At 54.0% G+C, this 22,329-nt stretch carries 23 protein-coding genes; 15 read left to right on the top strand and 8 right to left on the bottom strand.

All coding sequences use genetic code 11. From position 1 onward, the window contains the following. The first annotated feature begins 41 nt into the window (after positions 1-41). Entirely contained in the window at positions 42-1,043 is a 1,002-nt protein-coding gene (locus OH144_RS16980) for a sugar phosphate nucleotidyltransferase (RefSeq protein ID WP_266203466.1), read from the top strand. A gap of 166 nt (positions 1,044-1,209) precedes the next feature. Here OH144_RS16980 and OH144_RS16975 read toward each other — a convergent pair whose 3' ends face one another. Continuing rightward, the gene (locus tag OH144_RS16975) at positions 1,210-1,866 is read right to left on the bottom strand and encodes a 2OG-Fe(II) oxygenase (protein WP_266203465.1); all 657 of its coding nucleotides are present in this window, start codon (positions 1,864-1,866) and stop codon (positions 1,210-1,212) included. Between the two features lie 222 nt (positions 1,867-2,088). On the opposite strand from OH144_RS16975, the gene OH144_RS16970 reads away from it, so the two are divergent. Then, positions 2,089-4,266: a prolyl oligopeptidase family serine peptidase gene (locus OH144_RS16970; protein WP_266203464.1), complete on the top strand. Its 2,178-nt coding sequence runs from the start codon at positions 2,089-2,091 to the stop codon at positions 4,264-4,266. Between the two features lie 18 nt (positions 4,267-4,284). Here the strand turns inward: OH144_RS16970 and OH144_RS16965 are convergent, their stop codons facing one another. Continuing rightward, entirely contained in the window at positions 4,285-4,413 is a 129-nt protein-coding gene (locus OH144_RS16965) for a hypothetical protein (protein ID WP_266203463.1), read from the bottom strand. Positions 4,414-4,505: 92 nt separating this feature from the next. On the opposite strand from OH144_RS16965, the gene OH144_RS16960 reads away from it, so the two are divergent. From OH144_RS16960 to OH144_RS16945, 4 genes are all read left to right on the top strand, one after another. Beyond that, on the top strand, positions 4,506-4,964 hold the full coding sequence (locus OH144_RS16960; protein WP_266203462.1) for a hypothetical protein: 459 nt from the start codon (positions 4,506-4,508) through the stop codon (positions 4,962-4,964). 151 nt (positions 4,965-5,115) lie between these two features. Further along, a complete protein-coding gene (locus OH144_RS16955) occupies positions 5,116-5,574 on the top strand; it encodes a DUF5362 family protein (protein ID WP_266203461.1) in 459 nt (152 codons plus the stop codon). A 120-nt stretch (positions 5,575-5,694) separates the two neighbouring features. Then, positions 5,695-6,456, top strand: a complete 762-nt coding sequence (locus tag OH144_RS16950; protein WP_266203460.1) for an acyl-[acyl-carrier-protein] thioesterase — start codon at positions 5,695-5,697, stop codon at positions 6,454-6,456. Between the two features lie 112 nt (positions 6,457-6,568). After that, positions 6,569-7,039, top strand: coding sequence for a GNAT family N-acetyltransferase (locus OH144_RS16945; RefSeq protein ID WP_266203459.1), 471 nt, complete (start codon positions 6,569-6,571; stop codon positions 7,037-7,039). A 62-nt stretch (positions 7,040-7,101) separates the two neighbouring features. Here the strand turns inward: OH144_RS16945 and OH144_RS16940 are convergent, their stop codons facing one another. Next, the gene (locus tag OH144_RS16940) at positions 7,102-7,434 is read right to left on the bottom strand and encodes a DUF4286 family protein (RefSeq protein ID WP_266203458.1); all 333 of its coding nucleotides are present in this window, start codon (positions 7,432-7,434) and stop codon (positions 7,102-7,104) included. A 103-nt stretch (positions 7,435-7,537) separates the two neighbouring features. Continuing rightward, entirely contained in the window at positions 7,538-8,056 is a 519-nt protein-coding gene (locus OH144_RS16935; RefSeq protein WP_266203457.1) for a hypothetical protein, read from the bottom strand. A 331-nt stretch (positions 8,057-8,387) separates the two neighbouring features. Here OH144_RS16935 and OH144_RS16930 point away from each other — a divergent pair, with 331 nt between their 5' ends. After that, the gene (locus OH144_RS16930) at positions 8,388-9,017 is read left to right on the top strand and encodes a YdeI/OmpD-associated family protein (RefSeq protein WP_266203456.1); all 630 of its coding nucleotides are present in this window, start codon (positions 8,388-8,390) and stop codon (positions 9,015-9,017) included. Between the two features lie 84 nt (positions 9,018-9,101). Here OH144_RS16930 and OH144_RS16925 read toward each other — a convergent pair whose 3' ends face one another. The 3 genes from OH144_RS16925 to OH144_RS16915 all read right to left on the bottom strand — a co-directional run bounded on the left by OH144_RS16925 (position 9,102) and on the right by OH144_RS16915 (position 12,613). Further along, positions 9,102-9,635 carry a hypothetical protein gene (locus tag OH144_RS16925; protein ID WP_266203455.1) on the bottom strand — a complete coding sequence of 178 codons (534 nt, stop codon included), beginning with the start codon at positions 9,633-9,635 and terminating at the stop codon, positions 9,102-9,104. A gap of 70 nt (positions 9,636-9,705) precedes the next feature. Further along, complete coding sequence (locus OH144_RS16920) at positions 9,706-12,099, bottom strand: TonB-dependent receptor (protein WP_266203454.1); 2,394 nt, start codon at positions 12,097-12,099, stop codon at positions 9,706-9,708. A gap of 190 nt (positions 12,100-12,289) precedes the next feature. Then, positions 12,290-12,613, bottom strand: coding sequence for a hypothetical protein (locus OH144_RS16915; RefSeq protein WP_266203453.1), 324 nt, complete (start codon positions 12,611-12,613; stop codon positions 12,290-12,292). A 315-nt stretch (positions 12,614-12,928) separates the two neighbouring features. On the opposite strand from OH144_RS16915, the gene htpG reads away from it, so the two are divergent. Next, on the top strand, positions 12,929-14,749 hold the full coding sequence (htpG, locus tag OH144_RS16910; RefSeq protein ID WP_266203452.1) for a molecular chaperone HtpG: 1,821 nt from the start codon (positions 12,929-12,931) through the stop codon (positions 14,747-14,749). Between the two features lie 285 nt (positions 14,750-15,034). Further along, positions 15,035-15,931: a toxin-antitoxin system YwqK family antitoxin gene (locus OH144_RS16905; protein ID WP_266203451.1), complete on the top strand. Its 897-nt coding sequence runs from the start codon at positions 15,035-15,037 to the stop codon at positions 15,929-15,931. Between the two features lie 537 nt (positions 15,932-16,468). Here the strand turns inward: OH144_RS16905 and OH144_RS16900 are convergent. After that, complete coding sequence (locus tag OH144_RS16900) at positions 16,469-16,831, bottom strand: YraN family protein (protein ID WP_266203450.1); 363 nt, start codon at positions 16,829-16,831, stop codon at positions 16,469-16,471. 53 nt (positions 16,832-16,884) lie between these two features. Between OH144_RS16900 and OH144_RS16895 the strand changes: the two genes are divergently transcribed. From OH144_RS16895 to OH144_RS16870, 6 genes are all read left to right on the top strand, one after another. Next, entirely contained in the window at positions 16,885-17,880 is a 996-nt protein-coding gene (locus OH144_RS16895; protein ID WP_266203449.1) for a bifunctional phosphoglucose/phosphomannose isomerase, read from the top strand. A 1-nt stretch (position 17,881) separates the two neighbouring features. Next, positions 17,882-18,616, top strand: coding sequence for a lipoyl(octanoyl) transferase LipB (lipB, locus tag OH144_RS16890; RefSeq protein WP_266203448.1), 735 nt, complete (start codon positions 17,882-17,884; stop codon positions 18,614-18,616). Then, positions 18,600-19,007 (top strand): hypothetical protein, encoded by a 408-nt coding sequence (locus OH144_RS16885; protein WP_266203447.1) that lies wholly within the window; start codon positions 18,600-18,602, stop codon positions 19,005-19,007. The genes lipB and OH144_RS16885 overlap by 17 nt, the downstream gene beginning before the upstream one ends. 73 nt (positions 19,008-19,080) lie before the next feature. Continuing rightward, positions 19,081-20,247 (top strand): DUF4271 domain-containing protein, encoded by a 1,167-nt coding sequence (locus tag OH144_RS16880; protein ID WP_266203446.1) that lies wholly within the window; start codon positions 19,081-19,083, stop codon positions 20,245-20,247. A gap of 54 nt (positions 20,248-20,301) precedes the next feature. Continuing rightward, positions 20,302-21,105 carry a uroporphyrinogen-III synthase gene (locus OH144_RS16875; protein ID WP_266203445.1) on the top strand — a complete coding sequence of 268 codons (804 nt, stop codon included), beginning with the start codon at positions 20,302-20,304 and terminating at the stop codon, positions 21,103-21,105. A gap of 162 nt (positions 21,106-21,267) precedes the next feature. Beyond that, positions 21,268-22,233, top strand: coding sequence for a PorP/SprF family type IX secretion system membrane protein (locus OH144_RS16870; protein ID WP_266203444.1), 966 nt, complete (start codon positions 21,268-21,270; stop codon positions 22,231-22,233). The last annotated feature ends 96 nt before the right edge of the window (positions 22,234-22,329 follow it).

The raw sequence follows: 22,329 nt of genomic DNA, 5'->3' as shown, positions 1-22,329 counted from the left end.
TTATGAGATAAAATCAATATATTGCAGGAAATGTATAGTGGATGAAAGCAATTATACCTGTAGCTGGCGTTGGTTCAAAGCTTCGGCCGCACACGCACACGCAGCCTAAGTCGCTAGTGCCTGTGGCCGATAATACCATACTGGGCCATATTATAGATAAACTGCTGGAGGCGGGTATAGACGACTTCGTGTTCATCATCGGGTACTTAGGCGAGAAGGTGGAGCGCTACGTGCGACAGAAGTACCCGCAGGCGAAGGCCGAGTTTGTGGTGCAGGAACCGCGTGAGGGCCTGGGGCATGCGCTGTGGGTGGCGCGCCATACTTTCGAGGGCGAGGAGAGTGTGCTGATCATGCTCGGCGATGCCATTGTGGACGTAGACCTGGAAGCCATCATACAGGCGCCATACTCGGTGCTGGGCGTCAAGAAGGTGGCCAAGCCGTCACTTTTTGGTGTTACCGAGATGGGCCACGATGAGTTTGTGGTGAAGGTGGTGGAGAAGCCGAAGATTCCGAAGTCGAACTTTGCGCTGGTGGGGCTTTACAAGATCGTGCATCCGCAGAAACTCATTGCTTCGTTGCAGCACATCATAACAGAGGACGTGAAAACCCAGGGCGAGTATCACCTGACCGATGCCCTGATGCACATGATCAAGAACGGGGAGAAGATGGTGCCCTGGAGTGTGGACCACTGGTTTGACTGCGGCCGCAAGGAGACGCTGCTGCAGGCCAACGCCACGCTGCTCAGCCGCCCTAAGTTCCGCGAGCGCGATTACAGCAGGCTTTGCCCGGGCTGCATCATCATCCCGCCGGTAAGTATAGGCGAGGGCTGCACCATCACGAACTCTATCATTGGTCCCAATGTAGCTATCGGCGATAGCACCACTATTACCAACTGCGTGCTGAGCAATTCCATTATCGGTTCTTATTCCGAGCTGCGTTTCGCTGTGATGCACGACTCTATCATCGGCAGCGATGCCTCCTTCAAGGGCTTCAGCCACAGCCTCAACATCGGCGACAGCACAGAGATTAATTTCGGACAGTAGGTTTTTAGGCGTAGCACGTATCTCGACCTGGGACAATAGACTTTGTGACAAAAGACAAAAGATCTACATAACAGGTGCAGTCTAAATAGTCCTTTGTCAAGTGGTCTTTTGTCTAAGTGTACGATATCACAATCGTGATACCTGATACGGGCTACGTGCTACCGAACTACAAAAACGTCAGCTCGTTCAATTGGTCCAGCATCCAGCCGGTGAGGCTGTAGCGGTGGCGGGTGGCCACCAGCACCTCGTGCGGGATCATATCCGCTCTGAAGCAGGCCAGGCGGCCGGCGATCGGCAGGATATCCACTTCCTCTTCGGAACCATCCTCCTGCGGCAAGTATAAACGCAGGTTGCCGCCGTGCTCGGGCAGCCAGCTCTCATTCAGATAGCAGATGAAAGACAGGCGACGGTGGTCGTTTTCCTTAAACTGATCGATGTGGCGCTGATATACGGTGCCCGGCGGGTATACTGTGAAGTGGAACTCATAGTCCTTGAGGCCCAAGAAGCAGGTGCGGTTGATATAGCGCATCACCTCGTCCATGCGGTCGAGGAACACCTGGGTGGGCGGTAGCGCCTCTGATGGCTCTATCCAGCGGATATAGTCGCCGCGCACTTCCTTGTCTACCACTACACGGTCGGCAGAGCCGATGCCGGCTTTCTTGAACGTGCCCTGCTCCTTGTGGTGCGCGAGCACCTCCAGCAGGTTACGCACCTCCTGCGGCTCCAGGAAATTGTCGACAATGGCGTATCCCTTCTCAGAAAGCCTGTCGGCGATCTGTTCAAACTTGAGTAGCAGCTTTTCTTCTAACTCTTCTTCTTTCATCCGTAAAATGCTATACTTGTCTCTATGTCAGGAGAAAAGCCTGCAAAAGTAAACGCAAAATAAATCGCTTGTATACCAGCGCTACCAGAATTTTTTCGCGCGGATTTATAGTATACTGCCTGTCGCCGCAAGGGTTGCCGGGAGCAGATTGTGGCATATTTTTCGTAACTTGTGTCGTCGGTTTTCGCCAAAACCTGAAACAAATCACCAGACTAAACACTTATGAAAAAAACAACTGTATTTCTGCTGGCCGGCAGCCTCACGGCTGTGTCGGCCTGCTCATCATCCCAAACCGATACAACTGCCACAGGCATGACGACAGAGACAACCGCCACTGAACAGGCGCTTAATTACCCCGATACTAAGAAGATAGATCACATAGACGATTACTTCGGCACGAAAGTGGCCGACCCGTACCGCTGGCAGGAAGAGCACAACGAGGAGCTGGACGAGTGGATCGCGCAGCAGAACGAGGTAACGCAGGGATACCTGAGCAGCATCGACTTCCGCGATAACATCAAGGACCGCCTCACTGAGATCTGGAACTACCCCAAGTATGGCGCTCCGTTTAAAGAGGGCGGCAAGTACTATTTCTTTAAGAACGATGGCCTGCAGAACCAGAGCGTGCTGTACGTGCAGGAGAGCCTGGAGGCTGAGCCAAAGGTGTTCTTCGACCCGAATAAGCTGAGCGACGACGGTACTGTGGCCCTGACGGCGCTGCAGTTTTCGAAAGACGGCAAATACCTGGCCTACGGCACCTCGAGCGGCGGCTCCGACTGGAACACCTACCATGTGATGGAAACGGCCACCGGCAAGAAGCTGGACGACCAGCTGGAGTGGGTGAAGTTCTCGGGCCCGAGCTGGAGCGGCAACGGCTTCTTCTACAGCCGCTACGATGCCCCGACCGAGGGTAACAAGCTGGCCAACAAGAACGAGTACCACAAAGTATACTACCACAAAGTAGGCACACCGCAGAGCCAGGACCAACTGGTGTATGAGGATAAGCAGAACGCGCTGCGCAACTTCTACGGCCAGACCACGGATGACGAGCGTTTCCTGATCCTGAACGTGTCGGAGGGAGCGAGCGGGGCCAACGCTTTATACTACAAAGACCTGAAGGATCCGAAATCCACCATCAAACCGATTGTGGATAACTTTGAGAGCGAGTATAATGTGGTGGATAACTTCGGCGATCAGCTGCTGGTGATGACGAACAAGAATGCGCCGCGCTACCGCCTGGTGATGATCGACCCGAAAAAACCGCAGGAGCAGCACTGGAAGGTGATTGTGCCGGAGTCGGAGAATGTGCTGCAGGGCGTGTCTGCCGTGGGCGGCCGCATCATTGCCACCTATATGAAAGACGCTACCAGCCAGGTAGTGGTGTTTGACCAAGCAGGCAAGCGCCTGAACACGGTGGAGCTGCCAACGCTGGGCACCGTGAGTGGCTTTAACGGCAAGCAGAGCGATAAAGAAGTGTTCTTCACCTTCACCTCCTTCACCTACCCACCCACCATCTACCGCTACGACGTGCCAAACAACAAGGTAACGCAGTTCCGCAAAACGGAGGTAAACGTAAATACCGATGCCTTTGAAACGAAGCAGGTGTTTTATACTTCCAAGGATGGCACCAAGGTTCCGATGTTCATCGTGCACAAAAAAGGCCTGAAGCTGGACGGCACCAATCCGACCTACCTGTACGCCTACGGCGGCTTTAACATCTCGATGACACCAAGCTTTAGCATTGCCAACATGTTGTGGCTGGAGAACGGCGGCGTGTATGCCATGCCGAACCTGCGCGGTGGCGGCGAGTACGGCGAAGACTGGCACAAAGCCGGCATGACGCCAAACAAGCAAAACGTATTCGACGACTTCATTGCGGCTGCCGAATACCTGATCGACCAGAAGTATACTTCGTCGGAGAGACTGGCTGTGGCCGGTGGCTCTAACGGCGGTTTGCTGGTAGGCGCCTTTATGACGCAGCGCCCGGAACTGGCCAAAGTAGCCCTGCCTGCGGTAGGCGTAATGGACATGCTGCGCTTCCACAAATTCACCATCGGCTGGGCGTGGGTGCCGGAGTACGGCTCATCAGAGGATGAGGCGCAGTTCAAGAACCTGTATACTTTCTCGCCGCTGCACAACATCAAAGAGGGCGTGAAATACCCGGCTACCCTGGTAAAAACCGCCGACCACGACGACCGCGTGGTGCCGGCGCACTCGTTCAAGTTCATCTCTGAGCTGCAGGATAAGGGCGCTCCGGGCAATCCATACTTAATCAGGGTGGATGTGCGCGCTGGGCACGGTGCCGGTAAGCCTACCTCACTCGTAATCCAGGAGTATGCCGATACCTATGCCTTCATTTACGAGAACATGGGCGTGAACCCGTATCAACAAAATCAATAGTAAGTATAGATCTGCCAACTATACTTCTGCCGCGCCGCCTGTATCAGGTGGCGCGGCTTTTTTGTTGGTGGAGGGGCAAAGTAGCCGGAGGCCACAGGATAGCTCACACTCGCCGGAGGCGAGCGAGGCTATGCTAATTTTGTTCATACTAAAACGAAACCACAACGTACCCGTTTCTGGTATATGCCTTTTAGTATATTTAGGAAGAGCTATAAACCTATAACGTATAAACCTGCCGTATGAGACCAGAAACACATAATGACACAGGCCCCAACGAGCTTTACCTGGACGTGAGTCTGCTCCAAAGTCTTTCCGACACAGCCAAATGGGGCAAAGTGCTGGCGGTGCTGGGGTTCATCCTCTCAGGGTTTATACTTGTGTTTGGGCTATTTATGCAGCAGATGCTAAAGTCGCCGGGTATGGAGGAGCGCGCCGCCGACGTGGGCCTCTCCGGCTTTACGCTGGTGGTGTATGCTTTTGTGGCGCTAGTATACTTTTTCCCGTCGCTGTACCTCTACAACTTTGCCTCAAGCATGCAGCAGGGGGTGCAGGAGCGGAGCCGGCAGAAAGTAGGCAAAGCCATCAGCAGGCTGCGGATCCTGTTTAAGTTTATGGTGATTATGCTGCTGCTGTTCCTGGTGCTGTTTGCCGTTTCGCTGCTGATGCTGGCCACCGGGGTAACGGAGCTGGAACTTTAACAAAGTAACGCTGCTACAGTATAGAAGGAGCACCTGCTGCAGAAAGAGGTGCTCTTTTATATGAAAAAAGCGAGATAATAGGGGAGTTGTTGGTGGAGTATAGGAAAATTTTTATACTTTGTAGTATATGTTCACCTAAGCACAAACTTATATGAATACAGAACTTTACGGCAATACACCGGCACGTCTTAACATCACGCCGCACTCGGCAGGGTATCTAAAGGAGGTCGCAAAATGGGGGAGGTTTCTGGCGATAGTCGGTTTCGTGGCAATTGGGCTAGTGGTAGCGGGCGGGTTGTTTGCAGGGGCCGCCATGAGTACGATGTTTCTGCCCCAGGAGTCGGCCGGTACCGCAGCTGGCAGTTTCTTTACGTTTTTTTACCTGCTGTTTGCGCTTTTATACTTCTTCCCGGTGCTCTACCTGTACCGCTTTTCCGGTGGCATGCAGGAGGCGCTGCGCCTGCAGAACGAGGACATGCTCACCGTCTCCTTCAGTAACCTGAAGTCGCTGTTTAAGTTTGTAGGCGTGCTCACCATCATTGTATTGGCCTTTTACGCACTGGGCCTGCTGTTCATGTTCCTGGGCGTGGGCATTGGCGCCATGATGTAAGTATATTGCAGGAGCGCCAACAGCAAGAGCACACCCTACCAACAGGTGTGCTCTTGTTTTTTGGTGGCGCCTGCCGCAATTCTTACGTACCTTAGCATCCGGACAAGTATAAACTGAGCTATGAAATCAAGGGCAGGGGAAAGTGCGTTTACCGTTCGCTCCGGCGAGATAGACTACCGGGGCAGGGCCACCATGCCGGCATTGGTAAGCTATATGCAGGAGGCCGCCTGGGAGAACACCCGCGACCTGGGCATTTCGATGTACGATTTGCTGGAGCGGGGGCTGACGTGGGTGCTGCAGCGCATGCGCGTGGAAATGTTCCGCTACCCCGGCCATAACGATAAGCTAACTGTGGAAACCTGGGCCTCGGGGCGCGAGCGCGTGTTCCTGCACCGCGATTTCAGGGTTTACAGCGAGGAGCGGGAACTGCTGGGGCAGGCCACCAGCGTGTGGCTGGTGATGGATGTGGTGAAGCGGCAGCTCGTCTCGGTGCCCGATTTTATCATGGCCCTGGAGGTTGTGCCGGAAAGCGAGCCACTTCCGTTTGCCAAGGGCAAGCTGCCACAGCTGCAGGAGGCGCAGCACGAGCAGCAAATGCCGGTGCGCTGGCACGACATCGACCTGAACCGCCACGTAACCAACACCCGTTACCTGCAGTGGGCCCTGGACACGCTGCCACTGGAGGTGCTGGAACAGAAGCAACTGCAGGAGGTAGATATCATCTTTAAAGCAGAAAGTATACTGGGCGATACCGTGGTGTCGGCTGTGGCGCCAGCTGAAGCGGAGGGTCGTACATACTTGCACAAGCTCACCAGCCGGGAAAGCGGTAAAGAACTGGTACAAGCCAGGACAGTTTGGGAGTTAGAGAGTTTAGGAGTTTGAGAGTTAGAAGGTTAGAAAGTTTGGAAGTTATAAAGTATGTAGGAGCTTATGCATCAGTAAAGTCTCCTTCATCACTGGCCAAACAATCAACAAGGAGCAATCAACAATTAACATGATAGAGATAAGAAAAGGAACGATAGATGATCTGCCGCAGGTGTATGCGCTGATTAAGGAGTTGGCGGCGTATGAGCGGGCGCCGGATGAGGTTACCAACACGCTGCTGGAAATGGAGCGTGACGGCTTCGGCGAAAACGCGATTTACAAGTTTTTTGTGGCTGAGACCGAGGAAGGCGTGGTAGGCATTGCTTTATACTACACGGCCTACTCCACCTGGAAAGGCAGGATGCTGTTTCTGGAAGACCTGGTGGTAACCGAGCGGCTGCGGCGTACCGGCATTGGTAAGCGGCTGTTTAACGCGGTGGCGCAGGAGGCAAAAGACACGGGCGCCAAGCGCTTTAAGTGGCAGGTGCTGGAGTGGAACGAGCCGGCCATTGCCTTTTACAAGAAGATCGGCGCCGCTTTGGACAGTGAGTGGATCAACTGCAGCCTGAACGAGGAGCAGATACGGCAGTATGCCTCTTAACCTAACATAAGGCAGCGGCGCCAGCGATTTGCAGAAAATCGCTGGCGCCGCTGCCTTATACTTTACTCCTCTCCCTTACGCTCTACATCGCGGGCTACCACCTCCAGCATGGAGCGGAACACCACATACCTGCCCTGGTAACGCTCGTGGTGGCGCAGATCGATCTCAGGAGCCTGCTCGCGCTGGTACTCTTCCAGGTCTTCCAAGCTGTGGCAGGTATACTGCACGGCATAGGTGGTGCCGTCATTGGCCACCTCGTGCATCAGGCGGCTGATCTGGTTGCCCAGAAAGTAACCCGTGTCCATTACTGCCGGAATATGAACTTCCTGCATCCACTGCAGCCACTCATCGGCCACCGTGTTTTCAATACTTATCGTCTCATTATACAGAATCATACTACAAAAATACGAAAATCCCGGCTAACATGGCCGAAAGTATAAAAGAGGAGCCCGCACCTTACCGGCACGGGCTCCTCTTGTTTTTAAAATTGGCTAAGCCTTACCTGCAGCTCCAGCGGCCGATGGTGCCATCGTAGTAGCCATCGCTCGGGTTTGGCTGGTACGCCAGCACGAGTGGCTCCTCGTTGGCCTGTGGCAGTAGTTGCAGCTGCCCCTGGCTTAGTTGCAGAAAGATCTCGCCCTTCTCGCTCACCACGGCGCGCAGCGTGTTGGTGTTGTTGTTCACCTTATAGCTGTTGTTGCTGTTAAGGCCTGTGGCGGTAAGTTCGGTAACTCTGTACACTTTCTGCTGCGTAATGCCTCCTGAGTTTGCCAAATACGCTTTGCTCTGGCTTTCAAGCTTGCCCCCGAACCACAGGTCTTCGCCCAGGCAGCTGGAGGTATTGGCAATCAGGTCGAAATAAACCTCATCGGATTGGCTCTGGAAAGAGGCTACCGTAACGCTGGGCACCTTTTTAGAGGCTACCACGGCCACGGTAGTATCCTGCTGCTTCTTGTCTGTCTCGCGCTCCACGTGGGCAGAACAGGCAGCTATAAAAAGCACTGGCAGCAGTAACAAAACAAATCGGTTTAATACGGAAATAACAGAAGTAGAAATTCTAAACATAGGCATAGATATTATTAAATATGTTTTTAACTATATTTAGTTATACTATGCTACTCTGATTAATGTTGCCCCTGTGTTAGGAAATCTTTAAAATAGGCCCTTAGCAGGCGCTGGGGAGGGATGAAGAAGACAGCTGTAGTGCGTAGTGCTGGTTTATACTTATGCCGTAAGCATAAAGTTGCCGGCTGGATTCGGCAGTTGTTAAAATGCCTGCATCAGGTGCAGGAGTGCAATTTTTGTAGTAATTTAGTCAGGGTTATACTTCTCAACTCCTAACTATACGATGGCAGACCTCGGAAAGAAACTACAGCTCAAAAAAGAGCAAGCTATACTTTTGTTGATGGCCCCTGAGGGTGCAGCGCAGGCACTGCGGCAGGAGGGATATACGTTTACAAGAGCCGATGAAGCACCAGGTATAGGTTCCTACGAGGCGGTGCTCCTGTTCGTGCAGCAGGCCAGCGAGCTGGCGCAACTGGCCCCACAGGCAGTGGCCTTGCTGCAGCCCGAAGGCATACTTTGGGTGGCTTATCCTAAAAAATCATCCGGTATAAAAACAGACCTTACCCGCGACAATGGCTGGCAGGTGATGGCCCAGATGCAGTATGAGGCGGTGCGGCAGGTGGCGGTGGATGAGGTATGGTCTGCCTTGCGGTTCAGGCCGCAGGCGGAGCGCAAACAGGCCTCCATGTTTGGCGTGGACATGCCCGGCATCGACCGGAAAGCTAAAACCGTGGTGTTGCCCGATGACCTGAAGGAGGCGCTGCAGGAGGCAAGCCTGCTGGAGGCATTTGAAAGTATGGCTTTTACGCACCGCAAAGAGTACGCAGTGGCCGTGCTGGAGGCCAAAAGACCCGAAACCCGGGCTCGGCGCGTAGCCAAAGCCGTGGAGGAGGTCGCTAAGAGGAAAGTATAAGTATTAAGTATAGGTCAAAGTATAAATGAAGAGGCGCAGCTCAAACGAGCTGCGCCTCTTCTTACTTTTATATAGCCTATACTGCTACTGAATCGTTACTTTGAAGGTCGCTGCGACGTCTGTTTCACCAACGGTTATATCGCTTTCGTCGTTTTTCAGGTCTGGCTGGTGCTTCAGTGTAATTTTCAAATCTCCTGTTCCTCCGGCATTGCCAGTAACCATTCTGGTCGTCAGTCCAACCGGACGGCCGTTACTGTCAAAGTCTTCCGGGATGATCTTCTGTACCACTACCAGGTCCTCAGACACTTCAAAGAAAATTTCATGGTCTTCTGCCTCTTCCCTGATTTCGTCCTCAATCTTATCGTTGAAGGTGATGGTGGCGGTATACTGCGTATTTGACCTCAGGTTTAAAGCTGGTGTAGTGCCAGCCGTAAAAGTTGCTTCTACAGGATCAATGCCTTTATCAGTGGCAACTGGCTCTAGCCTCAAGGTCATCGAGGTGATATTTTCCTCTTCAACGATTGGCTCCGGATCATCGTCGTCGCCGCAAGAGGTGGTGGAGATAAGTAGGGCGCCTAGTAAGAATGCAGTAAGATAAGGTCTAAATAGTTTTTTCATGATATAGGTGTTTAGGAATATACAACAATACGAGGTTTCAAAATAAATGATACTTAATTTTTTTGGTTTACTAAAACTTGAGCGGCACCCGTACCCGCAAGAGCAGCATTCGGCCTAACTCATCGGCGAAATAACGTTGCTTGTTCAGGTAGTCGCGGTAGACGGTGTTTAGCAGGTTGTTGCCGGTTATGCCTACCTCAATTGGTTGCTTGCCAACGTGGAGGGTGGTGCCTGCCTCCGCCTGTAACAGGAAGTACCCCTCCGGCGCCGGGGCATAATCCTGCTCGGTTTTTTCGGGGGCACGATTCTGTCTGGCCACATACACCCCTCCCACCGACACAAAGGCATCTGAGAGCTTACTGCCATCGGCAGAGGCAAACTCATAACGCAGGCTGTTGTCGAAGCGGTTGGCCGGCATGTAGATCAGGTAATCGTTGGTATCGAGGTTACGTGCATACAGCAGCGAAGTTTTCGAGTCCAGCACCAACCCCGTGGCAATTTTATAATCCCAGCTCAGGTCCACGCCCGAAAGTGTGGCATCGGCCTGGGTATAGGCAAACGCCGGGAAAGCCCCACGAATGGTAAGTACCGGCTCCGGCAGAGGCTTCAGATAAATGTAGTCGCGGATGTAGTTGTGGTACAGGCTCAGCGTGCCGTTCAGGCGCGGATTGCTGAAATAATCCACCGAGAACTCCAGGTTATACGCCTGCTCCGACCTGAGATTGGGGTTGCTCTTCTCGTAGGCGGCTGCGCTGTGGTGTACCCCCTCGCTGAACAGCTCGTTCGCGCCCGGCGCGCGCCAGGCCGAGGTGGCGCTCAGGCCAAAGGTCAGGTGGTAGCCCACATCGTACATGGCTGCCAGGGTGCCGGAGAGGTTGTTGAACTTGTACTCCGGCTTGATCAGGATGCGTTTACTGCCAGAGGTTTCCTCATCCTCCTTTTCATACTTTTTTACTAGCAGGTGCTTGTAGTCGTAGCGCAGGCCCGCCTCCAGCTGCAGGCGGTTTTTCTTCCATGTTTCCGTGGCAAAGATGCCTGCTGTGGTGCCGGTAAAGTATGGCAGGAAGTCGCTGTAGCGGTAGGTGTTCTTCTGGTAGATGGTGCTGATGCCCACAGAGCCGGTAAAGTTGCCCAGGGGTTTGTGCGCGAAAATGGCCTCGGTGGTGTGGGTGTTGAGGGTAAGCTGCAAGGTAGGCGCCTGGCTTACGCGCCTGCGCATGTCGTACTCCTGGCGCAGGTTGCGCTGCCAGCCGTACACAAACTCCAGCTTGCCCGCCTCACCCAGTTGCCAGAAGCCCTTGGCCTTGAACAGGTCGTGCTGCACATCCTGGTAAGGGCGATCGATGTCATACGTGAACTCTGCGTTATCGGCTTTGCTGGGCCTGCCGCGCTCGATGGCGTAGAGCAAATCCTGCACGCTGCCGATGTGCGACTCGCGCAGCACCCCCAGTTCCGTGCTGAAGCGGCTGTAGAACAGCTCCGCGCCGTACGTCTCCTTGTTATAGCCCAGCGCTGCCGAGAAATTCTGCTCCCGCAGGCCGGTGTTCTCCAGGTAATAGTCCGGCGTTTTGGCGTTGCCGGCCTTGCGCAGGGTACCCTGCAGGCGCCAGCTCAGCGGCGGAATTTTTTCGAAGTTGCCCTCTACCGTGGCCGAGGTTGTCAGCTGGCGGTTATTGGTGCTGCCCAGCAAGTATACATCGCCGCTGACACCGGGTGTGGTAGGCAGCGCCTTGGGCTCTACCAACACGACCCCGCCAATGGCGTCGGCGCCGTAGCGCACCCCGGCAGCCCCTTTAATCACCTTCATCTCAGAGGCGATAAAAGGATCTATCTCCGGCGCGTGTTCGGCTCCCCACTGCTGTCCCTCCTGGCGCACGCCATTGTTGAGCAGCAGCACGCGGTTGCTGTGCAGGCCATGGATAACAGGCTTGGAAATGGTAGGCCCGGTTTGCAAGGTGGTAACGCCAGCAATGCCTTTCAACGTTTCGGCCAGCGCCAGGCCACGCGTTTGCTCCAGCTCCCGGCCGCTTATACTTTGCTGCGTCTGGGCCTGCTCGCGCAAGTGCTCCCCGGTTACCTCCACCGTGCGCAGCAGGCGGGCATCGGCGTGCAGTTGCAGGTCGCGGGTGAGCGAAGAAGCCAGCCTTACGGCAAATTGCTCGTCCTCATAACCCACATACCTTACCTGCAGCGTATAGGCACCACGGCATAGCTGGTGGAAATGGTAGTTGCCGTACTCGTCAGACATGGTGGCACGATCCAACTCTGGTAAGTAGATCGTAGCCCCGATCAGGGGCTCACGCGTGTCGTGGTCCAGCACCTTGCCCGAGAGCGTAAGGCCGCAATCCTGCTCTGCATCCCCTATCATCGGGGCGGGCAGCGACTGCGCCAGCAGCTGCGGTGTTGGCAGCGCCAGCATCGCCAGGGCAAAAAGTATGGTTTTCCGGATTGGTTTCGTCTTCAACGCTTCTTTGTTTTTCAGCAATAACTAAAGAGTGGCTATAGCAAGTACAGCCAACGCCCTGCGGCGGCTGCACCTTGCCAGTAGCAAGCGTGTGCCCCAAAGGCTTTTAAAGTGTAAAAAGGAGGGTATGCACGCCCTAAACCATACAGTATAAAGTATAGCCGGAGTAGCGGTGCAGGTTTGCTGAAAGTCAGGCCACAGGCGGGCCGCGAAGATAATATAAAGCGGGTTTGCTGCCTTGCCAGCTGCAAGTATAAGCATCGGCATAAACAGCAGTGTGGGTAATGTTTGTAAAGCTAAGGGAGAGCGCTGCGCCTTGGTAGGGTGTGTTGAACACATCCTCTACGGTGCAGTGCTTGTGCTTCATACCTACCTGTGCCTCGTGGGTATCCGAGTGATCGGTGTGCACGGTATGCGTGTGCGGGTGCAGCTCCTGAATAAGCTCGTCCGGAACCATGGCTCTGCTAAAGAGCAGCAGCAAGGCAAGGGCGATATGTTGGATGTAGCGGTGCACCTTCAGTATTCGGGTTAAAACAAAGATATGTTATTTTCTACAATGTTGCATTTAGCCGGGCAAATGTTTCTACTTTTATTGTAGGCACAAGTATAAATTGTATGCACAAGTATAAAACGGGTGCCATGGCAGGAGGTTAGATGAAAGATTGGCGCCAAGGTTTAAAATGGGGTGTCCGAAAGTATGCCGCGGCTGTAGTTTTTTTCTCCTCTCTCTGACATCCTGTCACTCCCCTGCCCTCTGGAACAGGATTTGAAAGCAGGGCTGAAGCGTAAAGCAGCAAAAGATCAACCTTAACCATATAACGTTTAGACAATGGAAGAAAGAGGTAATATCTCCATCCACACCGAGAATATTTTCCCGATCATCAAGAAATTCCTGTACTCCGACCACGAGATCTTCCTGCGCGAGCTGGTGAGCAACGCCGTGGACGCGACACAGAAGATCAAGCGCCTGTCGTCTATCGGCGAGTACAAAGGCGAGCTGGGCGAGCTGAAGGTGAAAGTAGCCGTTGACAAGGAGGCCAAGACCATCACCATCTCTGACAACGGCCTGGGCATGACAGCCGGGGAGATCAAGAAGTACATCAACCAGATCGCGTTTTCGGGTGCCACGGAGTTTGTGGAGCGCTACAAGGACGCCTCTGCCGACAAGGACCAGATCATCGGCCAGTTTGGTTTGGGCTTCTACTCGGCCTTTATGGTGGCTGAGCGCGTGGAGATCGTAACCAGGTCGTACCAGGAGGGCGCTGAGGCCGCTCGCTGGGATTGCGACGGCAGCACCGAGTTCACGATCACAGCAGCTGAGCGGGCAGAACGCGGCACGGACGTGATCCTGCACGTAGCCCAGGACTCGGAGGAGTTCCTGGAGACGGCCCGCATCCGCACGATACTGGACAAGTACTGCAAGTTCCTGCCCGTGCCGGTAGAGTTTGAGGGCGAGACGATCAACAACCCGAACCCGATCTGGACCAAGCAGCCTTCGGAGCTGAAGGACGAGGACTACAAGGAGTTCTACAAGGAGCTGTACCCGTTCTCAGAGCCGCCGCTGTTCTGGATTCACCTCAACGTAGACTATCCGTTCAACCTGACGGGTATTCTATACTTCCCGAAACTCAAAAACGACTTTGAGATTCAGCGCAACAAGATCCAGCTTTACTCGCGCCAGGTGTTTATTACCGACGAGGTGAAGGACGTGGTGCCGGAGTTTCTGATGCTGCTGCACGGCGTGATCGACTCGCCGGACATTCCGCTGAACGTGAGCCGCTCGTTCCTGCAGGCCGATGCCAGCGTGAAGAAGATCAACACCTACATCACCAAAAAGGTAGCCGACAAGCTAGCCGAGATCTTCCGCAAAGACCGTGAGACGTTTGAGAAGAACTGGGAAGACATCAGCGTGTTTGTGAAGTATGGCATGCTGAGCGATGACAAGTTCTATGAGAAAGCGAAGGATTTTGTGCTGCTGCAGAATACGGAAGGCAAATACCATACGTTAGAAGAGTACAAGGCGCTGGTGCAGGCTAACCAGACTGACAAAAACGAGCAGCTGGTGCTGCTCTACACCACCGACGCCGACAAGCAGCACGCCTTTGTGGAAGCCGCCCAGAACCGTGGCTACGACGTGCTGAAGCTGGACACGGTGATAGACAGCCACTTTATCGGTATGCTGGAGCAGAAACTGGAGAAAACTACCCTCAAGCGCGTGGACTCCGAGACAGTAGACAAGCTCATCGAGAAGGACGAGGCGAAGGAAAGCGTGCTGAGCGACAGCGAGAAAGAGGAACTGAAGAAAGTATACGAGGAGGCTATCAGCAACCAGCACATGACTGTGGAGGTAGCGCCGCTTGCCCCGGACGACGCGCCGGTGGTGATAACGCTGCCCGAGTTTATGCGCCGCATGAAGGATATGAGCCGTGCCGGCGGTGGCGGCATGATGTTTATGGGCGATATGCCGGATACGTATAACGTGACCATCAACGCCAACCACCCGCTGAACCAGCGCGTGTTGAAGGCGGAGGAAAAAGGCAAACTGGCGCGCCAGGCCTTCGATCTGGCCCTGCTGTCGCAGAACATGCTGTCGGGGGCAGCCCTCACCAGCTTCGTGAAGCGCAGCTTTGAGCTGATGACCAAAGAGTAGTACCTTTATTATTAATACCTAACAGCTAAGGCAGTGTCCGTTTGGGCGCTGCCTTTTTTGCTTTTAACTGATCCTAAAGTATAAATGAAACTTACCCGTTGCGGGTACAGTTATAGGGGGCGAAGCGCGTGTTGGTGCGTATACTTATATTATAATTGCTAAATTGCTTTATTGTTAAATTGTTGGTTTTCCTGAAGAAGAGTTATAGTATAATAAGACCAGCCATTTGGCAGTTTAACCGTTAAACAATAGAACGATTCAAAATTGAAGAACCCGGTTTATACTTTGTTGATAAGCGTTATGGTGCTAAGCCTGGGCAGCTGCGGTCAGCCTCAGTGGAACAGTGATTATAACCTGAACATGGCGCGCCTGAAAGAGGGCAGCAAAGCGAAGGCCGATGCCCTGGCCGCTGCCGACACCACCCAGCCAACCGTTGAGACGCGCAACCCGCTGGAGGAGGAGATTGCGGAGAAAAAGAAGAAGCGCAAGGTAAAGCGTAGCAAGCGCGAGTTTCTGGGCTACAAGATAAAGCGCGGCTACACCAAGAGCGGCGGCCGCTACAAAGAAACGGTCGAGACCTTTGGCTACCTGCCCGAGTACCAGGAGCCGGACCGTTACGCCCCCCTCAAGTATTATTATGACACCGACAAGCGCAAGCTGGCCCGCTCCGGCTCTAACGTAACAGACACCGACCGCTACAAGGTGCTGCATGGCCCCTACAAAAAGACCCTTGATGGCGAGGTGGTGGAGGAAGGCTACTTTTACGTGGGAACCAAACACCTGCGCTGGGAAAAGTACCGGAACAACGACGATCATACCCTGGTGGATAAGGAGCACTATGAAAAGGGCTTCCTGCGCGATGCAGTCGTGACTTACTACGGCGATACTAAAAAGATAAAAGAGGTGATCCCTTACGAGTATGGCCAGGTGCAGGGCACGTATTACCGTTTCTATGAAAACGGGCAGCTGGAGTGGAGCGGGCAGTATGAGAAAGGCCGCAAGGTAGGTGTCTGGATCAACTACTACGATTTCCGTAACCGCCGCCGCTACGAGTACCAGTATCCTAAGACTGCCTACGATGCACCGCACGAGCCCTACCTGATCAGGGAGTACGACCGCCACGCCACACCCATCTACGAGCGCGGCAAGTTCGATAAACGCTCGCAGGCAAGCAGTAAGTAGGAACTAGCCACCGTCCTCGTGTAGGTGGTTTTATATAAACTCACCCCCTGGCCTTCCCAAGAGGGGAATTGTCCGGCATGTGATTATCATTCCCCAGTCCCCTTACAAAGCGTAAACCCACCCCTAACTCCTCCGAGGAGGGGAATTATACTTACTCCTCTCCGTGTCATCTCGAGCAGGGCGAGAGATCTATGCAGAGTTCTAAATAGATCTCTCACTACGTTCGAGATGACAAATAGCTGTGGCTATCGAAATGATACCCAGTCTTTGGGTTGAGCGCCTTGTGAGATTCCGGTGCCGCGACAGCGGCATTGCGACCGAAGGGTAGCAAAGGAAGGGAACACAGCGCGATGCGGGAAGACGAGCCCTCTCGGGCTTGAGAGCACCAAGGCATGAGATGCAACAGTAGGTTTGTGGGAACTAGAGGATCAGCGGTTGCTAGCAAGTATAGCTTGGTTCAAATAGAAGGAAGCAGCGGCTAGTGAAGTATAAATCAGCAAGTATAAAAGTATGGCTAGGGCAAGTACAAGTATAACCTCAGTAAAAAGCATCCTCAATATGATGAATCTCCGGCGGAGAGGTTAAAGTAACCGAGATGATATCAAACCGCACCTCATGCTGCCACTCCTCCTGAAGTATAAACTCCTCGGCGGCACCCAGCAGCAGCGCCTCCTTCCTATCATTAACCGCCTCTTCCGGATACCCGTACCTATTAGTAGCCCTGGTCTTTACCTCCACAAACACCAGCAGCTTGTCTTTCTGTGCAATCAGGTCTATCTCGGCGCGTTTATACCTGTAGTTCTGCCGCAGGATAGTATAGCCCTGGCCCCGCAGGTAAGCGGCGGCGTGGTTTTCGCCCAACCGGCCGGTATGGAGGTGCTTGCTTATTTGAGAAGCCATATAAAACTTGTACTTTGCGGGCAGCTAAGGCTGCTGCACCAACTTTAGCGACTATGAAACAACATATCGAAGGCTTTACCCAGCAGCTGCGCCACGCCCTGGAAATTGGGGAGGGCGCTGCTGTTACTTTCCCCCGCCCCAAGTATAACCACGTAGTCATGGCCGGCATGGGCGGTTCGGGCATCTGCAGCAGCATTCTGCAGGCTTACGTAGCCGATAAGCTAAAGGTGCCTGTGGTGGTGCAGAAAGGCTATACCTTGCCGGCTTTCGCCGGCCCAAGTACCTTGGTGATTGCGTCCTCCTTCTCCGGGAATACGGAGGAGGCCCTTTCGGTGGTGCGGCAGGCCATGGAGGCGGAAGCCGGCGTGGCCTTTGTGACCTCGGGTGGGGAGATGCTCCGCATGGCGCAGGCCAACAACATGCCGCACATCGTCATCCCTTCGGATGCGGGGCAGCCGCGCGCCAGTCTGGGCTTCACGCTGGTGCAACAGTTATACTTGCTGCATTATGCAGAGCTTTTGGACGATACCTTTAAAACGGAGCTCAGGCAAAGTATAACCCTGCTGGAGGAGCAGGCCGGGAGTATAAAAGTACAGGCCAGCGCACTGGCCAGCTCGCTGCGGGGCAAGCTACCCATGCTGTACGCCAGCGATGCCCTGGCGCCGGTGGCGCTGCGCTTCCAGCAGCAGCTTAATACCAACGCCAAGCAACTGGCCCACGTGAATGTCTTGCCCGAAGCGAGCCACAACGAGGTGGAGGGCTGGCAGCAGCCGGCGGAACTATTCAGTAACCTGGCTGTTGTGTACATCAAAACCGGCTACGACCACCCCCGCGCCAGGCTGCGCATGGAGCTGGCCAGGCCGGTGCTGGAGCACAAGGTGCAGGATGTGCTGGAGGTAGAGGCCGTGGGTGCCACTTTGCTGGAGCAGATGCTCTACCTCATCCACCTGTTCGACTGGGTATCGCTGTACCTGGCCGGGCTGAACAAAGTGGACCCGAACACGACTGATAATATTAACTACCTGAAAGTAGAACTTTCCAAAGTATAACGTGCAAAAGAATACCGACATACAGTTTCAGCACCTGGGCCTGATCGACTACAAAGAGGCGTGGGACTACCAGGACAAGCTCTTTACCGCCACCCTGGAGTTAAAAGTACAGAACCGCGCCGCTGCACCGGAGGCGCAGGTGCCAACGCCCAACTACCTCCTTTTCTGCCAGCACCCCCATGTATACACGCTGGGCAAGAGCGGCCATGAGGAGCACCTGTTGCTGAACCAGGAGGGGCTGCAGGCCAAGGGCGCCACCTACTATAAGATCAACCGAGGCGGTGACATCACCTACCACGGCCCCGGCCAGATTGTAGGCTACCCCATCCTGGACCTGGAGAACTACTTCACCGACATCCACAAGTACCTGCGTTTCCTGGAGGAGGCGATCATACTTACCCTGGCAGACTACGGCGTTGCCGCTGGCCGCATCCCGGGTCTTACCGGCGTGTGGCTCGACCACGTGGAACAGCGCAGCCCGCGCAAGATCTGCGCCATGGGCGTAAAGTGCAGCCGCTGGGTAACCATGCACGGCTTTGCCTTCAACATCAACACCGACCTGGATTACTTTAATAACATCGTGCCGTGCGGGATTTCTGATAAAGCCGTAACTTCGCTGGCCAAAGAGCTGGGGCATGAGGTGCCGCTGGCCGAGGTAGAGGAGAAACTGTTAAAGCACCTGGGCGCCTTGTTCGGGTCCACTATTACAACTGCTGCGCATGAAGAAGGACATTGATTTCGGGACGGTAGAGGGCATTGCGGTGGCCGTTGCCAGATCCGCAGACGCCACCACCGACCAGCCTGCCTGGAGTGTATACCTGATCAACTATAATAATTTCCCGGTGGAGAACGTGCTGGTGGCTTCCAAGGGCTACGGCCTGGTTGGCGGGGAGGAGGTAAAGACCTCGGTGCTGCGCCATATGTTCGAGCACGTGGAGGCCAAGAGCTTCGTACAGGTAGAGCCCATCGATCCGGCCATCTTCCATATCAACAACGAGTACTGGGTAAGCTACTACATCGGCCGCCAGATCTACGACAAGCGCTTCGTGTTCGTGCCCGACTCTATTGTGGAGGATAACCTGATTGAGATAGGCATGCTGCAGCTGCAGGGGGTGCTGCACTCTTAAGCACACTCAGCAAAAGTATAAGTATAAAGTATAATCCGGCTGTCGCCGCTGTACTCCGTTAACCGTTTACGCCGTGCCCAGAGCGTTTCCAAAGTATAACTTCATTTTTCTGCTGCTTTTTATAGGATGGCAGGTGCCCCTGCAGGGGCAGGTATTGCCGCTGGAGCAGAAAAACACCATCACGGGCAACTGGCTGGTGCAGCCGGGCGGGGAGGCCCAGTTGGTGCCGTATGTGGCTGGCCAGCACGCCAGGTATAACGCCCTGCATCAGTGGCTGCCTATTACGCAGGCGCAGCCCTTCAACATTGCCTTTGCCGCCCCGCGCGACCTGTGCCTGTTCCTGAACAACCGGCTCATCTTTAAAGCCGACTCTACCGCGAATTATACGTTAGACCTGGCCAGGTATAGCGGTGGCACCGAGCCCGTGGAAGGCAAATACCTGCTCACGGTATGGCACCCGGCGCAGCAGCCAAACGTAGCCACCTTCCGGAATGTGCCTCTGGTGGCCGCCACCAAGCAGGAGGAAGGGCAGCGCCCCTTCTCGGTGCAGGTGCGGGAGTACGTGAACCATAACGCCTTCATTATTTTTATGCTGCTGATCGGGCTGATCTATGGTTTGCTGCGCGTCAGCTACCCTGCCGACTTCAGAAGCCAATTCGACCTCAACCGTTTTCTGCATTCCAGCCCCCAGGAGGGCCTTTACTCGGTGGGCAAGCCCGTAGGGGCCGTCTCCAACATGCTGTTTGTGCTGGCCTTCTCGCTGTCGATGGCCCTGCTCATTGCCGCCATCCATACCAATGTGCAGCACGTGCGGCTGTTTAACCGGCTTTTCCCGGTCTCCGAGGCCGACATTACCACCAAGATTCTGTTCTATACGTTGCTGATCTTTGGCATCGTGCTGCTAAAGTATGTTTTTTTGAAGGTGATGGCGTTCGTGTTCGGGCTCGAGAGCCTGGTGCAGCTGCAGTACCGCGAGTTTCTGCGCTCGCTGCTGTTTATGGGCCTGTTCCTGCCGCTCGTCATGCTGCTCTACCTCTCGCTGAACATGATGATGCCCGAAACAATCCTGCTTATTTCGAGCCTGGCGGTGGCGTTGTTGCTGGTTATCACGATACTGCGCGTGTTTTACGCCGTAAATAAGAAAGCCTCGGTGATAAATTTGCATTTATTTTCGTACCTTTGCGCCACAGAAGTGATTCCGCTGGCGATAATGCTGGAGCTGATCGTTTTCAATTTTTAAGCAAGATTACGGCGGATATCGCAGCAGGCGAACTTATAAGCATCATTTTATAATATGGCTGAAAGCAAAGCAAAGGGCTCTGCGAACCCTGAAAGACACAAGATTCCTATTAAGAGTATTCTGGTTACACAACCACAGCCAACCACCGACAACTCCCCCTATTTGTCTATTGCGGAGAAGTATGGGATCAAGGTTGACTTTAGGGCGTTTATAGAGGTGGAGCCGGTCCCTTATAAGGAGTTCCGCAAAGACAAAGTGGATATCCTGTCGCACACGGCTGTGATCTTCACGAGCCGCAACGCCGTGGACCACTTTTTCCGCATCTGCCAGGAGAGCAAGATCGAGATGCCTGCCGACATGAAGTACTTCTGTATCTCCGACCAGACAGCCTATTACCTGCAGAAATACATCACGCTGCGCAAGCGCAAGTTGTTTGTGGGCGAGAAAACGGCCAAGGACCTGTTCGAGGTGATCAAGAAGCACAAGAACGAGAACTTCCTGTTCCCGTGCTCGAATATCCGCAAAGATGATATCCCGGAGTTCCTGAAGGCAAACAAGATCAAGCACACCGAGGCGATCATCTACAAGACCGTTGCCGCCGACCTGTCTGACCTGGACGACGTGACCTATGACTGCCTGGCCTTCTTCAGCCCGTCAGGCATCCACTCGCTGTTCATCAACTTCCCGGACTTTAAGCAGAATAACACGCGTATTGCTGCTTTTGGCCCCACCACAGCCAAAGCCGTGCGCGATGCAGGTCTGGAGCTGGACATTGAGGCGCCGCACCCAAATGCGCCATCTATGACCGGCGCCATAGAGGTATACATACAGAACCAGATGCAGGAGGCAAAAAAGTAGTTCGTAACGCAACTTTTAAGCCTTTTTTGCATACTAACTAAAACGCAAACGCTAGCACTGCACTACGCAGCGCGGCATTTGCGTTTTAGTGTTTAATAGCTATATTTGAAAAGCGTTCTGTCCAAAATAGCTCATCTTAACCTTGCCTTCTTGCCGCAGCCTATGAAAAAGCTTCTACCTGTCTTGTTGCTGGTGCTCCTGATGGCAGCGCCATGCGCCTATGCGCAGCAGCAACCCCAGTTTACCCACTATGGGTTTAATGGCATGCAGATAAGCCCTGCTTACGCGGGCATCACCAACCGGCCGGAGTTCATGTCTATTTACCGCTACCAGTGGCTGGGCTATGATGCCTCCTTCGATGATGGCGGTGCCCCGCAGACGCTCTTCCTGTCAGCGCACACGCCGGTGAGGTTGCTGCACGGCGGCGTGGGCCTCAACCTGATGCGCGACAAGATTGCCAACACCACCATCCTGACGGCAGCCCTCTCCTATTCCTTCCACATCAACATAGGCGAGACAGGAAAGCTGGGGCTGGGCATACAAGGGAATGTGAACAACTATAAAAAAGGCCGCTACCGGGCCATTGATGAAGGCGACCCCAACGTGCCCTTCAACAGCGAGGACACGAAGTTTGACCTAGGCGCAGGCGTGTGGTATGAGTCGGAAACATTTTACGCCGGCGGTAGCGTAACGAACCTGCGGAAGGCAGAGTATGAGTTCGCAGACTCCACCAATACCGGAAAGGGAACGCTGCTGGGCGAGAACCACGTGTATGTTACGGCCGGCTATCACATGCCGCTGACTAATGACCTGGTTCTCACGCCGACGGTGCTGCTCAAGCACGACACCGAAACTTTTTCGTTCGATGCAGGAGGGCGGGTAACCTATCAGGAAAAATATTGGGCCGGAGTGAATTATCGACATGAAGAAGCTGTTAGTGCCCTTGTGGGAGTGTCTCTGCTTCAGGATAATGCGCTACGGATAGGATATGCATTGGATTTAACCACCTTTCATACATCTGCCAAGGCTGCCACTTCGCACGAGGTAATGGTGAACTACCGCCTGCCCGAGCCGGTGATACGGTTTAAGCCGCCTGTAAGAACGCCCCGCTACTTTTTTACAAGGTAAGATGGTTGGTAATTGTAATTGCTTTTTTACTTTTAGGGGCTATTCTTAAAAAAGTGCACAAAAAAATACTTGTACATCACAATAATAATCAATGCC

It is taken from the genome of Pontibacter kalidii (assembly GCF_026278245.1).
Classification (GTDB): Bacteria; Bacteroidota; Bacteroidia; order Cytophagales; family Hymenobacteraceae; genus Pontibacter; species Pontibacter kalidii.
This window is presented reverse-complemented; position numbering and strand designations above follow the sequence as displayed.

Coding starts and splice junctions, on each gene's coding strand:
- OH144_RS16980 (WP_266203466.1), top strand. CDS start 42: ATGAAAGCAATTATACCTGTAGCTGGCGTTGGTTCAAAGCTTCGGCCG.
- OH144_RS16975 (WP_266203465.1), bottom strand. CDS start 1,866: ATGAAAGAAGAAGAGTTAGAAGAAAAGCTGCTACTCAAGTTTGAACAG.
- OH144_RS16970 (WP_266203464.1), top strand. CDS start 2,089: ATGAAAAAAACAACTGTATTTCTGCTGGCCGGCAGCCTCACGGCTGTG.
- OH144_RS16965 (WP_266203463.1), bottom strand. CDS start 4,413: ATGAACAAAATTAGCATAGCCTCGCTCGCCTCCGGCGAGTGTGAGCTA.
- OH144_RS16960 (WP_266203462.1), top strand. CDS start 4,506: ATGAGACCAGAAACACATAATGACACAGGCCCCAACGAGCTTTACCTG.
- OH144_RS16955 (WP_266203461.1), top strand. CDS start 5,116: ATGAATACAGAACTTTACGGCAATACACCGGCACGTCTTAACATCACG.
- OH144_RS16950 (WP_266203460.1), top strand. CDS start 5,695: ATGAAATCAAGGGCAGGGGAAAGTGCGTTTACCGTTCGCTCCGGCGAG.
- OH144_RS16945 (WP_266203459.1), top strand. CDS start 6,569: ATGATAGAGATAAGAAAAGGAACGATAGATGATCTGCCGCAGGTGTAT.
- OH144_RS16940 (WP_266203458.1), bottom strand. CDS start 7,434: ATGATTCTGTATAATGAGACGATAAGTATTGAAAACACGGTGGCCGAT.
- OH144_RS16930 (WP_266203456.1), top strand. CDS start 8,388: ATGGCAGACCTCGGAAAGAAACTACAGCTCAAAAAAGAGCAAGCTATA.
- OH144_RS16925 (WP_266203455.1), bottom strand. CDS start 9,635: ATGAAAAAACTATTTAGACCTTATCTTACTGCATTCTTACTAGGCGCC.
- htpG (WP_266203452.1), top strand. CDS start 12,929: ATGGAAGAAAGAGGTAATATCTCCATCCACACCGAGAATATTTTCCCG.
- OH144_RS16900 (WP_266203450.1), bottom strand. CDS start 16,831: ATGGCTTCTCAAATAAGCAAGCACCTCCATACCGGCCGGTTGGGCGAA.
- OH144_RS16895 (WP_266203449.1), top strand. CDS start 16,885: ATGAAACAACATATCGAAGGCTTTACCCAGCAGCTGCGCCACGCCCTG.
- OH144_RS16885 (WP_266203447.1), top strand. CDS start 18,600: ATGAAGAAGGACATTGATTTCGGGACGGTAGAGGGCATTGCGGTGGCC.
- OH144_RS16875 (WP_266203445.1), top strand. CDS start 20,302: ATGGCTGAAAGCAAAGCAAAGGGCTCTGCGAACCCTGAAAGACACAAG.
- OH144_RS16870 (WP_266203444.1), top strand. CDS start 21,268: ATGAAAAAGCTTCTACCTGTCTTGTTGCTGGTGCTCCTGATGGCAGCG.